Origin of the sequence: Pannonibacter sp. SL95 (assembly GCF_026672425.1) — a bacterium.
Taxonomy (GTDB): domain Bacteria; phylum Pseudomonadota; class Alphaproteobacteria; order Rhizobiales; family Stappiaceae; genus Pannonibacter.
Genome location: NZ_JAPPRC010000003.1, coordinates 782,309 through 795,238 on the forward strand (window position 1 = coordinate 782,309; position 12,930 = coordinate 795,238).

Genomic DNA, 12,930 nt, shown 5'->3' on the forward strand with positions numbered 1-12,930 from the left:
CACAAAGGAGCCGGCAATGATCGCCGGACGGACGGCGGACGATATCGAGAATTGGAGAGGTCTTATCGAGCGCGTCCGCGAGGTCGCCCAGGCGCGCGGGTGGAACAAAACCGAGGCGGGACGTCGTGCTGAGTTCACCGCCTCCGCATTTTCGCAGTGGTACAGCGGCTCCTACATGGGCCGGCTTGACCGCCAGAATGAGCAGATCCGCCGCTGGCTGGAGGCGGTCGAGAATCAGCAGGAGCTCGTGTCCGCTATCCCGACCGGACCCGGTTTCCTCCGGCTGCGTACGGCCAGCGAGATCATCAACACGCTGCAGTGGGCGCAGATCTGCCCCGATCTGGTTGTGATCACCGCCGCCTCCGGGCTCGGCAAAACCGCTGCCTGCCGCTACTACCAGGCCGTGACGCCGCACGTGCACATGGTCACGATCAGCCCGCACACCAAAACGGTGCACGGGATGCTGGTCGCCCTGGTCGGCGCGCTCGGTGTGACGCAGCACAATCCGGCGCGCTACGTCGAGGCCATCGGCCAGCGGCTGGAGGCCCAGGGCGGACATACGCTCCTGATCGTCGACGAGGCCCAGAACCTGGTCGATGACGCGATCAATCAGCTCCGGCATTTTGTCGACATCAACCGGTGCGGGATCGCGCTCGTCGGCAACGAGGAGATCTATGCCCGGTTTACCCGTCGTGCGGACGGGCCGAGCTATGCCCAGCTCAAGCGCCGGATCGGCAAACGCCTCAAGCGCAACAAGCCTTACTCGGAAGACCTTTCGGCCTACATCGCAGCCTGGGGTGTAACCGATCCGGATGCGGTGCGGTTTCTGACCGGTGTCGGGATGAAAGGCGGTGCCCTCGGCCAGATCGACAAGACCATGAAACTCGCGTCCATGCTCTCGATGAGCGAGGGCGCGGAGCAGGTCACCGCGACGCACATCCGCGACGCATGGAGCAACCGCGACGTGGAGGACATGGCATGAGCCTGGTCCTCTCCCGCGAGCTGCGGTCGATCGCCATTACCCTGCCGCATGCTGAACCTGCAATTCTGGACCGCATTGCTGCCGAGGTTGCCGCGCTCGCCGACCTGGCAGCGGCGCTCGAATGCGAGCTCCAGGCGCATCGCCTCCTGGAGCGGGGCCAGCAGACGCGGCAGCTCGCCGCCGAGGCGGTCGCCGGAGCACTCTCGGCCGTCTCAACCGCAACCGACAACGTGATCCGGCCAGTGTTCCAGCGCAGAACGGAGGATGACGCATGCTGAGCGATCACCTGAAAATCATGCGGAACAGCGTGGCATCCGGCCGTGCTCCCGACGGCTCATTGTCCATGCATGCGAGCGTTGCCGACCTCCTCGATCGAGCGCTCGTGACCTGCATCATCGCGGCCGAGCACCTCGAAGCCGAACAGGCTGCAAGGCTCGCACAGATCACAGCCGAGCAGCTCGCCGGATCGAACGTGGTGCTGTTCGCCGCGCGCGATCGGGCGGCGCTCGCAAGCGGCGGCGATGCGCCGGGAGGTGCGGCATGAGAGTGCGTCACTGGACCATGCAGGAGCTCGCCATGCTGATCGGCATGCGTGCCCTCGGCGAGAATTACGAGGCAATCGCATCGACGCTGGCACGCTCGGAAGCCGATGTAGCTACGACGCTGCGCACCGCCCGATGCCTGATCCGGGCCGAGGAGTGGATCGAGCCGTTGCTGACGGTCAACTCCGTGGACCGCACCCGATACCCGGAACGGCGCGCTGCCGCCGTTCCGGCCCGCCAGTACCGCGTCAGCCCGCATGTGGACCAGATCGCGGAGCTGGCCGAGCGCAATCCCACAGCATCCCTCATGGGAGATCCGCAGCCGGACCGGCGAGCCACCAAGGGGCCGCGCAAGTCCAGGATCTCCCTCCCAACTGTGAAAGGCTATTCGAATGACCACTGAACTGCCCGAGGGCTACTGGATGGACGCCAAAGGCGCGTTGATCCCGCTCAGCGCCATCAAACCCGAACACCAGGAAGAGGATGCGCTCGTTCGCGAGCTCGTCGCCGAGGCCGAGGAATTGTCGGCACGGCTGGCGACGTTCAAAGCGCGCGCGCTCGGAGACGTCCAGGCGTTCCGCGATCTGGTTGCCGAAAAATACGGTGCTCGGCGCGGTGGCCAGAAAGGGAATGTGACGTTGTCGCGGTTTGACGGCTCGGCGCAGATCCTTGTCGCGGTCGCTGAAAACATCACGTTTGGTGCCGAGTTGGAGGCCGCAAAAGCGCTGATTGACGGGTGCATCCATCGTTGGAGCGAGGGGGCCAACGCAAACCTGCGCGTCCTGATCGACCAGGCATTCCAGGTCGACAAGCAGGGCAAGATCTCGACGCACCGTGTGCTCGGCCTCCGCCGCCTCAACATCGACGATGCCGACTGGACACGTGCGATGGACGCGATCTCGGATGCCGTTCGCGTCACCGGCACAAAAACGTATGTCCGGGCCTACAAGCGCGGCCAGCGCGAGGATGACCGGATCCCGATCTCGCTCGACATCGCCAGCGTTTGAGGAGGTGGAGATGACAACCAAGCGCTTCGTCGTTGCAGTGACACGCCAAGTCACCGTCGAGCTCGATACGTCCAGGTTCACCAGCGAACTCATGGAGGAGTTCAATGCCGTCATCACAGACTTTGGCACTGACGACGATGCCTACGAGGCACATGCAAGACATATCGCGTGGTTTGCCACGAACGTCTCCGAAGTCTCGCCGGATGACTTTGCCGAAGGCTATGGCGTTCTAAGGGATGCGGGCATCACGGTCAAAGTTCACGCCGAACCTGACGTCGAGACTGTTAGCGAGGGGGGGCCGGCATGAAGGCAACGCGTCACCTGCGCGGAGCAGAGAAAGTCCAATACCTCCGCGACCTCATTGAATGGGTCAACGTCGAGCTAGACCGCTCCGATGCCAACACGGTGATCCACCATATGGAGTTTTTGGAGGGGGCAAAGACCCGGTTTTCCGCAGGCGCGTATGCCCTGCGCTGCGGCGGCGTCGGTGCGAGCTGCACACAGGCCGGCACACCGCTGCTGAAGGCGTGGGTACGAGCCGCAAACCGTTCGATTGATCGGCTCAACCAGCAGATCAAAGGGCTGTGAACATGACCCGCCTCGACGATCATCGACAGATGGATGCCGAGGCGGAGCATCTGCGCCAGCGGCGGCGGGATCTGCTCGCCGAGGCAAACCGCCGCCGCTGGCGACTGCACCGGCTGCCGGACCTGCAACAGCAGCTCGCCCGCGCCACCACGGATCTGATGCGACTGGAGCTAGAGGCCCGGTGCGAAACGGAGATTAAACCCGATGGACATGACAGCGTTTGTGACAAACCGCGATACTGGTGGATCGACGAGTGACCTGGCGACGGACCGGGTCATGCTCGCCGTCCAGGCGGCGGTGGCGTCCGTGGAGAGCCCGGTCGACGAGATGGGCATCCTGACTGTGCTGATGGCTAAAAAACTGGCCAAGGCGACCCGGAAACTCACTGACGAGCAGCGCGAGCTCGTGATCGGCAGGAGCTGCGAGATCCTGCGCCGCGAATACGCGGCCGAGCTGCGGAGGGTCGGCGCATGAGCAGCATCTACTTGGGCAAGAGCACCGAGATCCGGTCGTACTCGGCAAACATCAAGTCGAGCCAGGCGTCGATCCTGAAAATCGAGCTGGCCTGCGGTGATCCCGGCGAGCTCGGTTATCTGATCGATAGTCTCGACCGTATTTTGCAGGATCAGAAGGCAAGCCGGGCCAAGCCCCCCAGAAAGCCGCAGCTTCTGTTGACCGATCAGCGCGGAGGTGACGCATGAGCTCGATCGCCGCCATCCATGTCGCCAAATCCCAGCTCGGCCTGGACGACGACACGTACCGCGCCAAGCTCGCGTCGATCACGGGCAAGTCGTCCACGCGTGACATGAGCGAGGCCGAGCGGCAACAAGTGCTCAAAGTGCTGCGCGGCCAGGGCTTCGGGCCTCGGCCGGCACAGCGCAAGGACCGCGCGACAGGCAAATACGCGCCGAAACTGCAGAGCCTTTGGATCGCCGCATGGAACCTCGGCATCGTCCGGGACAAGCGCGACGCGGCGATGCTGGCTTTCGTCAAGCGCCAAACGGGCGTCGATCACACCCGGTTTCTGTCGGATCCGAGTGACGCCGCCAGGGCGATCGAGGCACTCAAGGGGTGGATCCGACGCGAAACCGGTAACGACTGGATGTTCAGGGACAGCAAGAGCTCGCCGGTGCCGTCCGATCCGCGCCTGCATATTGTGCTGGCGCAGTGGGGACGCGCCCAGGCGCGCGGTCTGGTCTCCGGTCAGCTCTCTGACAAGCTTCGTGAAATGGGCTTCGCAGACGATTTCACGCTGCTTTCACGGAACGATTGGATCGCGGTCATGAACGACCTCGGCACCCTGATCCGAGGTGCATCATGAGGCCGCTGCCAACGGTTGTCGATGTCTCCGACCATGCTGTGCTGCGCTGGCTGGAGCGGGTGCACGGGATCGATGTCGCCGCGATCCGGGCAATGATCGGCGGCGATGTGGCTGCCGGTGCCGCGTACGGTGCCAGCGCCGTTCGGCTCGGCCGCGTGCGTTATCACCTGACGCGCCGGGCCGAGCAGACGGGAGCGCCGGGTGTCGTCGTCGTGGCGACCGTCACGGTGCAGGTGCGAGACCGGAGACGTCCGTCATGAGCGATGACCGGTCCTGCACGACATCGCTGCCCGGTCTCCTCGGCGACATCGCCGAGATCGCGGGCGTCGATGTGGCCTATCGTATTGCGTCGAGCCACGGCGGCACCCGGGTCTCAATCCCGCCGCAGGCCGTCGACGGGCACTGGCTGACCGAGCTGGTCGGATTTGCCACGGCGGACCAGATCTGCCGTGGTCTCGCCACTCTCGATCCCGATGGCCGGCTGCGCGGCGTCTCGAATGAGATTATCCCGCGCGGTCCGGCGTCCCTCCTCGCCAATGCCCGCCGCCAGGCTGCGCGCGAGCTACAGGCCGGAGCCAGCGCGCGCGAGGCCGCGCGTCGAAGCGGCTTGCATGAACGGACGATTTGGCGCATGAAAGCGGGGCAGCGCGATGATGACGCGCAGGGCTCGCTGTTCTGATCAGCCGCCCGCAGCGTCCCGCCTGATGGCCTGCTGACAGCTGTCAGCCCGCTCAAATCCCCACCGCACCGCAGAGTTGCTCCACGTCCGCCGATCCACCGGCCCGACAGGAGCTGACCCGTGCGCCCCATCAACGAAATCATCGTCCACTGCACCGCGACGCCGGAAGGCCGGCCGGTCAGCGTCGCGGAAATCGACGCCTGGCACCGCGCGCGGGGCTGGTCCGGCATCGGCTATCACCGGGTGATCGACATCACCGGCGCGCGCCTGGCCGGCCGTCCGTTGTCTGCCGTCGGCGCGCATTGTGCTGGCCACAACGACGGCACGATTGGCGTCGTTTATGTGGGTGGCCTCGCCGCCGATGGTCGGACACCGAAGGACACGCGGACCCCGGCACAGCGGCGCGCCCTCGCGGCCGAGCTGATGGAGCTGCGCGACCGTTTCAACATTCGCAAGATCTCCGGTCACAACGAATACGCTGCCAAGGCCTGCCCGAGCTTCGACGCGTCGGCCGAGTATGATCATCTGTTCGAGGGACGAGAACGCCTCTTTAAGCCAATTGTCGATCACCTCCTGCAGCGGGGCGACGCCGGCCAGTTTGCTCAATCCTGGCGCGATCAGCTCATCACGTGGCGCGAGAACCGCAATCAACCGAGCCCGCTGCTGAGCAGCCAGGATCCAGACGACCTGTTTGGTCATGCTGTAGAGGCCGAGACGCTGGCATTCCAGCGCGAGCGCCAGATCGTGGCCGACGGCGTCGTCGGTCCGCAGACGCGCAACGAGATGCGCCTCGCGCTCAACGGGCGTCCGCCGTTCTCTGCCCTCGAAAACTATCAGCGGTGACCGCCATGAACCGTCCCGCTTATCGCACCTCGAAACAGGCGCTCTGGGCGTCAATGGTCCTCGCCTGGGTCGTGATCCTGGCGCTCACCGTTGGCGCTGTTGCTGGCGTCGAGACCGCCGTCGCATTCGGCGCGGTCGCCCTCCCGTCCATGGTGGCGATGATCGTCGCGATCCTCGGTTTGCATCGCGCCTTTGGTTCGCTGGACTATCGCGCGGCCGCCCAGGCGAGCCGTGCCTATGATCCGCGCGCAGACCCGGAGGCCGGCGCATGATGTCGCTCGTGAGTGGCCGCATGGTCGGCTTCGTCATCGTGGGGACGCTCGTCCTCGCCATCGCCCTGGTCGGCTGGCAGAGCCTGCGCCAGGTCAACGCCCTGATCACGATTGTGAGGGCCTCCGCCATCGCCGAGCGCGATGCCCATTGGCGCGGCGAGATCCAGGCTGCCGAGGCTCGCACGGCCCAGGCCATTGCGGGCGCGCTCCGCCGCACCATGGCGGCCGAGGCAACCGCCCGCGATCAGATTGCCGCTGCCGATGCCCGAGCCGCTGAACTGGAGAAAGCCAATGCGCAGCTGCCTGACAGCCCTGAGTGTGGCCTCGGCCGTGATCGTGTCCGGCTGCTCAACGGCCGATAGCCCGATCCTGCGCACCGCCCTCGTCGAGCGCGAGCTGCCGACAGTGGCAATCGTACCCTGCGCCGCGCCGGTGCCGCTGCCGGACCGGCGCCTGGGCGAGCGCGAGACCGCTGATTTGTGGGGCCGCGATCGAACGGCACTGCGCACATGTGAGACCCGCCGCGCGGCCGCCGTCGCGGCATCTGGAGGACCCCATGCTGAATGAATATGCGCTGGAGCTGGCGCAGCTGCGTGCCGATCAGGAGCGCGACGCGACCATTTCGGCCGCCGTCGCCAACATGCGCTGCAGCGGCTCGGATGACTGCGCCGACTGCGGCTGCACCATCCCCGCCGCCCGCCGCGCTGCCTATCCGGCGGCAACGCGTTGTGTTGCCTGCCAAGAGCAGGTCGAGCGGGAGGTCTATGCACGATGACCCCATCCGAGATCTCTCAGTACCTCGGCCTGGTCCTCGCCGTGATCGCGCTCCTCGGTCATGCCAAGGGCTATTTCAGTTCGGGTGAAAAGGCGCTCTCCGGACGCGTCGAGAAGATGGCGTCAACGCAGGACAGCCACGAACGGCGGATCCAGTGGATCGAGGGCGAGCTCAAGCATTTGCCGGATCGTGATGCCCAACATCGGATGGAGCTGCAGCTCACAGAGATGAAGGGCATGTTTGCCGCAATGGACGAGCGCCTCCGCCCCATCGTGGCGATCAGCGAACGCATGCACGAACTGATGATGGAGCAAGCGAAGAAATGACCGAACTTGCCACCGACTTCGCACGCCTCGTCAAGGAAGAGGCGCGGCTGATCATCCTCCGCGCGCTTGCGGAGCAGACCAACGAAAGCCTGGCATCGTCTCTGATCGAACCGGTCCTGGCACGTTTCGCGATCCACCAGCCCAGGCCGTGGATCCACCAGCAACTGGAGTATCTGCAGATGATGGACGCCGTCACCCTGACGGCTGCCGGCACCGTGCAGATCGCCACGCTGACCGAGCACGGCCACCGGCACCTGCAGCGGCATATCGCGATCGAGGGCGTCAAGCGCCCGTCCCGCGCGATCGGAGCCTGACATGGGACGCGGCCGGCTTTCCGGGATCGAACTGCTGCCGGACGAATGCACACCGGCCGTCGCCTGGGCGGCCGAGGCGCTGCAGGATCGCGACCGGACCCAGATCGACATTTACCAGGAGTTTGTCGGCAAGTTGGAGGCTGTCGCGCGGGAGCATCGCGGCGAGCTGGAGTTCTCGATCCCGTCGTTTTCGGCGTTCAACCGATACTCGATCCGGCTTGCGACGATGACGCGCCGGCTCGATGAAACCCGCGAGATCGCCTCCGCCATCGCCGGCAAATTCGATGCACAGGCCTCCGACAATCTGACGCTGATCGCTGCCGAGGCCATCAAGACACTGGTGTTCGAGCTGCTCACAAACTCCGGCGAGGCCGGCCTCGATCCGAAGGGGGCAATGTCGCTGGCCAACGCGCTGCACAAGGCAGCGCAGGCGCAGACGGTCTCGTCCGATCGCCGCCGCAAGGTTGAGGAGGAGTTCGCCAAACAGGCCGAGAGCGCCATCGAGAAGGTCGCCAAGGTGCGTGGTCTCACGGCAGAGACGGCCGAGGCGATCAAGGCGCAGATCCTGGGCGTGAAGACATGACCGCCCCCATTACCAAGGAGCAATGGGCCGAGGCCCGGCGCACGGCGACAGAAGTTTTGCCCGGCCTGGTCGCCCAGGTCGGGCTTCCCAATGCCCTGCTGCCGTATCAGGCGCAGACGATCGAGCTCCTCGAAAGCAGCGTCTGCCGCGTCCTGTTCATCGAGAAAAGTCGCCGCATCGGCCTGACCTTTGGCTTTGCCGCCTATGCCGCCCTGCGCGCCGGGCGCGCCAAAGAGGCTGGCGGCATGGACGTCATGTACATCTCCTATTCGCAGGAGATGACACGCGAGTTCATCGACGCATGCGGCATGTGGGCACGGGCCTTTTCCAACGCCGCCCTGGCTGTCGACGAGTTCCTGTTCGACGACAGCGACAAGGACGGCGAGCGGGCAATCCAGGCGTTCCGCATCCGCTTTGCCAGCGGCTTCGAGATCATCGCCCTGTCGTCAGCTCCGCGCTCGCTGCGCGGCAAACAGGGCGTCGTGATGATCGACGAGGCTGCTTTCGTCGACAGCCTGCCGGAACTGCTCAAGGCCGCGCTCGCGTTCCTGATGTGGGGCGGCCAGGTCGTCGTCTGCTCGACCCATGACGGCACCGAAAACGAGTTCAACAAGCAGATCCAGGACATCCTGTCCGGCCGCAAACCGTACCACCATCTCCGCATCGATTTTGACGACGCCCTGCGCCAGGGCCTCTATGAGCGCATCTGCCTCGTCAACGGCCAGGAATGGACAGCAGAGGGCGAGGCCGAGTGGCGGCAGGAGATCATCGACTTTTACGGCGACGGCGCGGACGAGGAGCTGTTCTGCATCCCGACGGCCGGCACCGGTGCCTGGCTGTCGGCTCCGCTCATCGAAGCCCGGATGACCGGCGATTGCCCGATCATCCGGCTGGAGCTCCCCGGCAACTATCTTCACCTCTCCCGGCTCGAACGCGCGGTCCTGATGGCCCCGGCGCTGGCGCAGGTCAAGGCGGCGATCAAGGAGCTGGACCGCACCATGGTGCATGCGTTCGGCTTCGACTTCGCGCGCGTGGCTGACCTGTCGGTCGCCACGCTGCTCTCGGTCGACCGGATGCTGGTTCGCCGCGAGGTGCTGACGCTGGAGATGCGCAACGTGCCAGGCGACGAGCAGAAACAACTCGTGCGCATGATCCTGCGCGGAGCACCACGGCTCGTCGGCGCGGCGTTCGATGCCACGGGCATGGGCTGGACCGTTGCCGAGGACATGGGCCGCGAGTTCGGTTTCCGGACGGATGACAACGACGGCGGCCTGATCGCCCCGATCAAGTTTTCGACGGACTGGTACCGGTTCAACATGCCGCCGCTTAAAGCGGCCTTCGAGGACGCGGACATCGTCCTGGCCAAGGACGAGCCGCATCTGTCCGACCTGCGCATCGTGCGTGTGGTCAATGGCGTGCCCAAGGTGCCGGACGTGCGCACGGGTGGACCGACGAAAAAACGCCACGGCGATTTTGCCATTGCCCTGGCGCTCGGCCACTGGGCGAGCCGGCAGCAGTGGTACCAGTACGAATACACGTCAATCGCCGATCTTAGACGCGACATGATTGGCCACAACGGTGGGCCGGACATGGACGACGATGATTTTGGCAGCGAGTTCGGGAGACAGCATTGGTAACGCGAACGAGCCGCATCCTCGGCCCCGATGGCAACCCGATCAAGGTCAGCACGCTCGGTCAGGAGATTGCCACGCCGACAGTCGCCGGCGTCCGGCGCACACATGAAGATCGCATCGCGTCCGGCCTCACGCCGGAGCGCCTCGGCACGATCCTGCGGGACGCTGCCAAGGGGTTCGGCCGCGCCTACCTAACCCTCGCCGAGGAGATGGAGGAGCGATACCTCCACTATGCGTCGCAGCTGCAGACGCGCCGCCTAGCGATCCGCTCTGTCGATTTCACGATCGAGAGCGAGGGCGTGCCGACGCGGATCGTCGATGCCGTCAACAGCCTGATCGAGGATGCCGGGTTCGAGGACGCGCGCGATCATTTGCCTGACGGGATCGCAAAGGGCTTCGCGGTCTCGGAGATGATGTGGGAATACGAGCGCGGCGCGCTGCGGCCCGTCGCCTATGTCGACCGCGACCCGCGATTTTTCCGGTTTGACGATTTGACGCTGCGCAAGCTGCGGATCGAAGTCGACGGCTCGGCCGAGGGCGAACCGCTGCCGGAGGCCAAATTCCTGCGGCATATGCCGCGCACTCGCCTCGGTTTGCCGCTGCGGCGTGGCATGGCCAGACCTGCGGCCTGGGGCTATCTGATCCACCAGTTTACGGCCCAGGGCTGGGCGGCATTTTCCGAGGTCTACGGGATGCCACTCCGCGTCGGCAAGTACAACGCGGCCGCCAGCCCGGAGGATAAACGCACGCTCTTGCGCGCGGTGGCGTCCATCGCCAATGACGCGGCAGCCATCATCCCGGCCGGGATGGAGATCGAGTTTCATGAGGTCAACGGCGCGAACGGCGCTGCCGTGTTCTCCGGGCTCCTGGACTATGTCGACCGGCAGATCTCCAAGCTGGTCCTCGGCCAGACAATGACGAGCGACGACGGCTCGTCGCTCGGGCAGGCCAAGGTGCACAACGAGGTGCGCCTCGACATTTTGCGCGCCGACTGCCGCCAGCTCGCGGCGACGTTCAACCGCGATCTGATCCGTCCGTTTGTCGATCTCAATTTCGGTCCGCAGGAGGTCTATCCGCTCCTCGAGCTGCCTGTCCCGGATCCCGAGGACGTCAAGGCGCTGGCCGAGAGCCTGGGCATTCTCGTCCCGCTGGGTTTCCGCGTGGCGCAGGGCGAGATCCGCGAGAAACTGGGTCTTTCCGATCCGTCCGACGACGACGAGCTGCTCGCGGCCCCGGCCCCCAGCGCGCCCCCGGCACCGGCCGGCACCTCGGCCGACAAGGCGGAGAGTGCGCCGGCCAAGGCCGACCCCGCCAAGTCCGACCCCGCCAGGGAAAAGCCCGGCGAGAAGCCATCGGACAAGGCGGCCCCAGCCAAGGACCAGGACCAGCGCCAGGCGGCGCTTGCGGCGATCGTCTCCGACCACAAACGGTCTTGCGGCTGCGCAGCCTGCACCGCGCTGCTGAGTGCCGAGGCAGGCAAGCCGGACGCCATGGCCGAGGTCGACGCGCTGTTTGCCGGAGCCATGGACGACTGGCAGGCCGTTGCCGATCCGCTGCTCGCGCCGCTGGCCGCGATCATCCGCGAGGCAGGATCCCTGGAAGAGGCCTTGACGATGCTTGAAACCCGGCTTCCGGACGCGGCAAAACTCGCTGAACGCCTCGGCCCGCTCACCGCGATCGCGCGTGGCATCGGCGACCTGGCCGACTGATGCCGAGCGCCAAGCGCAGCTTTGCGCCCCCTCAAGAGGTGACCGGCTATTTCGACGGCAAGACGAACCGTCCGGCGTTTTCGTGGCTGGACGTCTGGGCCGAGGAGCACGCGTATCGCTTTACCGTCGCCAAGGCGACCGAACTTGATCTCCTCAACGCGTTTCGTCGCACGATCTCGCAGGCGCTCTCCGATGGCCAAGGCATCGACAGCTGGCGGCCGCTGATCCAGGCGGAGCTGACGAAACTCGGCTGGTGGGGGCCGCGCCTGGTCATGGACCCGACCGGCCAGGATGACCCGGTGCGGGTGGATTTCTCCAACCCGCGCCGGCTCAAGACCATATTCTGGTCGAACGTCAATTCCGCCCGCTCGGCCGGGCAATGGGAGCGTGCGCAGCGGTCGAAAAAATTCCTCCCTTATGCTCTCTACGTGGCGACGACCAGCAGCGATCCCCGGCCCGAACACCGCGCCCTGGTCGGCACCATCCTGCCGGTCGATCACCCGTTCTGGCGCAGCTACTGGCCGCCCAACGGCTGGGGCTGCAAATGCCAGGTGCGGATGATCTCGGCGCGGGAGGCCGAGCGGCTTATCGGGACCACGCGCATTGTCGGAAGTAAACTGGACGGCTCCGACATCACGATTGAATACCGTGACACCGCGCCGGATCTCGGCCCTCCGGTTGACGTCATCAACCGCCGCACGGGCGAGCGGTCCAGCATCCCGGCCGGCATCGATCCGGGCTGGCACACAAATCCGGGCCTCGCCCGCGCATCGACGCTGATCGCCAATCTGGAGGCGCAGCTCGCCGAGGCCGCGCCGGTCGACGCAAATCGCGTGCTGACCGAGCTCTGGGCTGATCCCTATTTGCGGCTCGCGCCGCTCCTGCCGGAAAAGGTCTGGTTGCCGGCCGGGCACAATCCCGCCCTGGCGGCCGAGCTGGGGGCCGTATCGCCGGTGATCTCGATCCCCACCAATGTGATCACGGACCGGATTAGGGTGCATAGCATGGCGATTACTGATTTTGCACTACTGCCCGAGATGCTACGCGCAGGCATTATCCTGCCGGACATGGCTGGCAGCGCGAAGACGCGCACGGTCCTCTACAGGCTTGGTAGGACCATCTGGCGGGCGTTTGTCGTGGCCTCGTCCAACGGATACCTGCGCGTTAACTCGATGCACCAACAAGACCACAAGCGGCTCCGCCAGAAACTGAAGGATATGGGAATAGACTGGCCGTTGGGAGATTGAGACGTGGCAGGGAGGGACCGCCGCCGGACTAGCCGGATCCCCTCCAATGGTCATCTAGGACAACGGGTTTCGCTGCCACGCAACTTGATACTAACAAACAGACGCCAG

General features: G+C 65.5%; 23 protein-coding genes. All 23 read left to right on the forward strand.

Annotation, left to right across the window (positions count from 1 at the left end; translation table 11 throughout):
- Positions 1-16 precede the first annotated feature (16 nt).
- The 23 genes from OVA12_RS04105 (at position 17) to OVA12_RS04215 (ending at position 12,822) form a co-directional block, all read left to right on the forward strand.
- Positions 17-982: an AAA family ATPase gene (locus OVA12_RS04105; RefSeq protein WP_268134752.1), complete on the forward strand. Its 966-nt coding sequence runs from the start codon at positions 17-19 to the stop codon at positions 980-982.
- Positions 979-1,260, forward strand: coding sequence for a hypothetical protein (locus OVA12_RS04110; protein WP_268134754.1), 282 nt, complete (start codon positions 979-981; stop codon positions 1,258-1,260). Before OVA12_RS04105 ends, OVA12_RS04110 begins: the two co-directional genes overlap by 4 nt.
- Positions 1,254-1,526, forward strand: coding sequence for a hypothetical protein (locus OVA12_RS04115; protein WP_268134756.1), 273 nt, complete (start codon positions 1,254-1,256; stop codon positions 1,524-1,526). The genes OVA12_RS04110 and OVA12_RS04115 overlap by 7 nt, the downstream gene beginning before the upstream one ends.
- A complete protein-coding gene (locus OVA12_RS04120) occupies positions 1,523-1,927 on the forward strand; it encodes a hypothetical protein (protein WP_268134758.1) in 405 nt (134 codons plus the stop codon). Before OVA12_RS04115 ends, OVA12_RS04120 begins: the two co-directional genes overlap by 4 nt.
- The gene (locus tag OVA12_RS04125) at positions 1,917-2,531 is read left to right on the forward strand and encodes a DUF3164 family protein (protein ID WP_268134760.1); all 615 of its coding nucleotides are present in this window, start codon (positions 1,917-1,919) and stop codon (positions 2,529-2,531) included. The genes OVA12_RS04120 and OVA12_RS04125 overlap by 11 nt, the downstream gene beginning before the upstream one ends.
- 10 nt (positions 2,532-2,541) lie before the next feature.
- Positions 2,542-2,838 (forward strand): hypothetical protein, encoded by a 297-nt coding sequence (locus tag OVA12_RS04130; protein ID WP_268134762.1) that lies wholly within the window; start codon positions 2,542-2,544, stop codon positions 2,836-2,838.
- Entirely contained in the window at positions 2,835-3,119 is a 285-nt protein-coding gene (locus OVA12_RS04135; protein ID WP_268134764.1) for a hypothetical protein, read from the forward strand. The genes OVA12_RS04130 and OVA12_RS04135 overlap by 4 nt, the downstream gene beginning before the upstream one ends.
- Positions 3,120-3,121: 2 nt before the next feature.
- Positions 3,122-3,376 carry a gas vesicle protein V gene (locus tag OVA12_RS04140; protein ID WP_268134766.1) on the forward strand — a complete coding sequence of 85 codons (255 nt, stop codon included), beginning with the start codon at positions 3,122-3,124 and terminating at the stop codon, positions 3,374-3,376.
- A 19-nt stretch (positions 3,377-3,395) separates the two neighbouring features.
- Positions 3,396-3,593 carry a hypothetical protein gene (locus OVA12_RS04145; RefSeq protein WP_268134768.1) on the forward strand — a complete coding sequence of 66 codons (198 nt, stop codon included), beginning with the start codon at positions 3,396-3,398 and terminating at the stop codon, positions 3,591-3,593.
- Positions 3,590-3,820 carry a hypothetical protein gene (locus OVA12_RS04150; RefSeq protein WP_268134770.1) on the forward strand — a complete coding sequence of 77 codons (231 nt, stop codon included), beginning with the start codon at positions 3,590-3,592 and terminating at the stop codon, positions 3,818-3,820. Before OVA12_RS04145 ends, OVA12_RS04150 begins: the two co-directional genes overlap by 4 nt.
- Positions 3,817-4,440, forward strand: coding sequence for a gp16 family protein (locus OVA12_RS04155; protein ID WP_268134772.1), 624 nt, complete (start codon positions 3,817-3,819; stop codon positions 4,438-4,440). Before OVA12_RS04150 ends, OVA12_RS04155 begins: the two co-directional genes overlap by 4 nt.
- Positions 4,437-4,700 (forward strand): hypothetical protein, encoded by a 264-nt coding sequence (locus tag OVA12_RS04160; RefSeq protein WP_268134774.1) that lies wholly within the window; start codon positions 4,437-4,439, stop codon positions 4,698-4,700. Before OVA12_RS04155 ends, OVA12_RS04160 begins: the two co-directional genes overlap by 4 nt.
- Positions 4,697-5,119, forward strand: a complete 423-nt coding sequence (locus OVA12_RS04165) for a hypothetical protein (RefSeq protein ID WP_268134776.1) — start codon at positions 4,697-4,699, stop codon at positions 5,117-5,119. Before OVA12_RS04160 ends, OVA12_RS04165 begins: the two co-directional genes overlap by 4 nt.
- Before the next feature lie 120 nt (positions 5,120-5,239).
- Positions 5,240-5,962: a peptidoglycan recognition protein family protein gene (locus tag OVA12_RS04170; protein WP_268134777.1), complete on the forward strand. Its 723-nt coding sequence runs from the start codon at positions 5,240-5,242 to the stop codon at positions 5,960-5,962.
- A 5-nt stretch (positions 5,963-5,967) separates the two neighbouring features.
- The gene (locus OVA12_RS04175; RefSeq protein ID WP_268134779.1) at positions 5,968-6,234 is read left to right on the forward strand and encodes an NAD(P)+ transhydrogenase beta chain; all 267 of its coding nucleotides are present in this window, start codon (positions 5,968-5,970) and stop codon (positions 6,232-6,234) included.
- Positions 6,231-6,596, forward strand: a complete 366-nt coding sequence (locus tag OVA12_RS04180; RefSeq protein WP_268134781.1) for a hypothetical protein — start codon at positions 6,231-6,233, stop codon at positions 6,594-6,596. Before OVA12_RS04175 ends, OVA12_RS04180 begins: the two co-directional genes overlap by 4 nt.
- Positions 6,597-6,790: 194 nt before the next feature.
- A complete protein-coding gene (locus tag OVA12_RS04185; protein ID WP_161707535.1) occupies positions 6,791-7,009 on the forward strand; it encodes a TraR/DksA C4-type zinc finger protein in 219 nt (72 codons plus the stop codon).
- Positions 7,006-7,335: a DUF2730 family protein gene (locus OVA12_RS04190; protein WP_268134785.1), complete on the forward strand. Its 330-nt coding sequence runs from the start codon at positions 7,006-7,008 to the stop codon at positions 7,333-7,335. Before OVA12_RS04185 ends, OVA12_RS04190 begins: the two co-directional genes overlap by 4 nt.
- A complete protein-coding gene (locus OVA12_RS04195) occupies positions 7,332-7,649 on the forward strand; it encodes a VpaChn25_0724 family phage protein (protein ID WP_268134787.1) in 318 nt (105 codons plus the stop codon). Before OVA12_RS04190 ends, OVA12_RS04195 begins: the two co-directional genes overlap by 4 nt.
- Position 7,650: 1 nt before the next feature.
- Complete coding sequence (locus OVA12_RS04200; RefSeq protein ID WP_268134789.1) at positions 7,651-8,232, forward strand: DUF3486 family protein; 582 nt, start codon at positions 7,651-7,653, stop codon at positions 8,230-8,232.
- Complete coding sequence (locus OVA12_RS04205; protein WP_268134790.1) at positions 8,229-9,869, forward strand: hypothetical protein; 1,641 nt, start codon at positions 8,229-8,231, stop codon at positions 9,867-9,869. Before OVA12_RS04200 ends, OVA12_RS04205 begins: the two co-directional genes overlap by 4 nt.
- Complete coding sequence (locus OVA12_RS04210; protein WP_268134791.1) at positions 9,863-11,575, forward strand: DUF935 domain-containing protein; 1,713 nt, start codon at positions 9,863-9,865, stop codon at positions 11,573-11,575. Before OVA12_RS04205 ends, OVA12_RS04210 begins: the two co-directional genes overlap by 7 nt.
- Entirely contained in the window at positions 11,575-12,822 is a 1,248-nt protein-coding gene (locus OVA12_RS04215; RefSeq protein ID WP_268134793.1) for a phage head morphogenesis protein, read from the forward strand. The genes OVA12_RS04210 and OVA12_RS04215 overlap by 1 nt, the downstream gene beginning before the upstream one ends.
- The last annotated feature ends 108 nt before the right edge of the window (positions 12,823-12,930 follow it).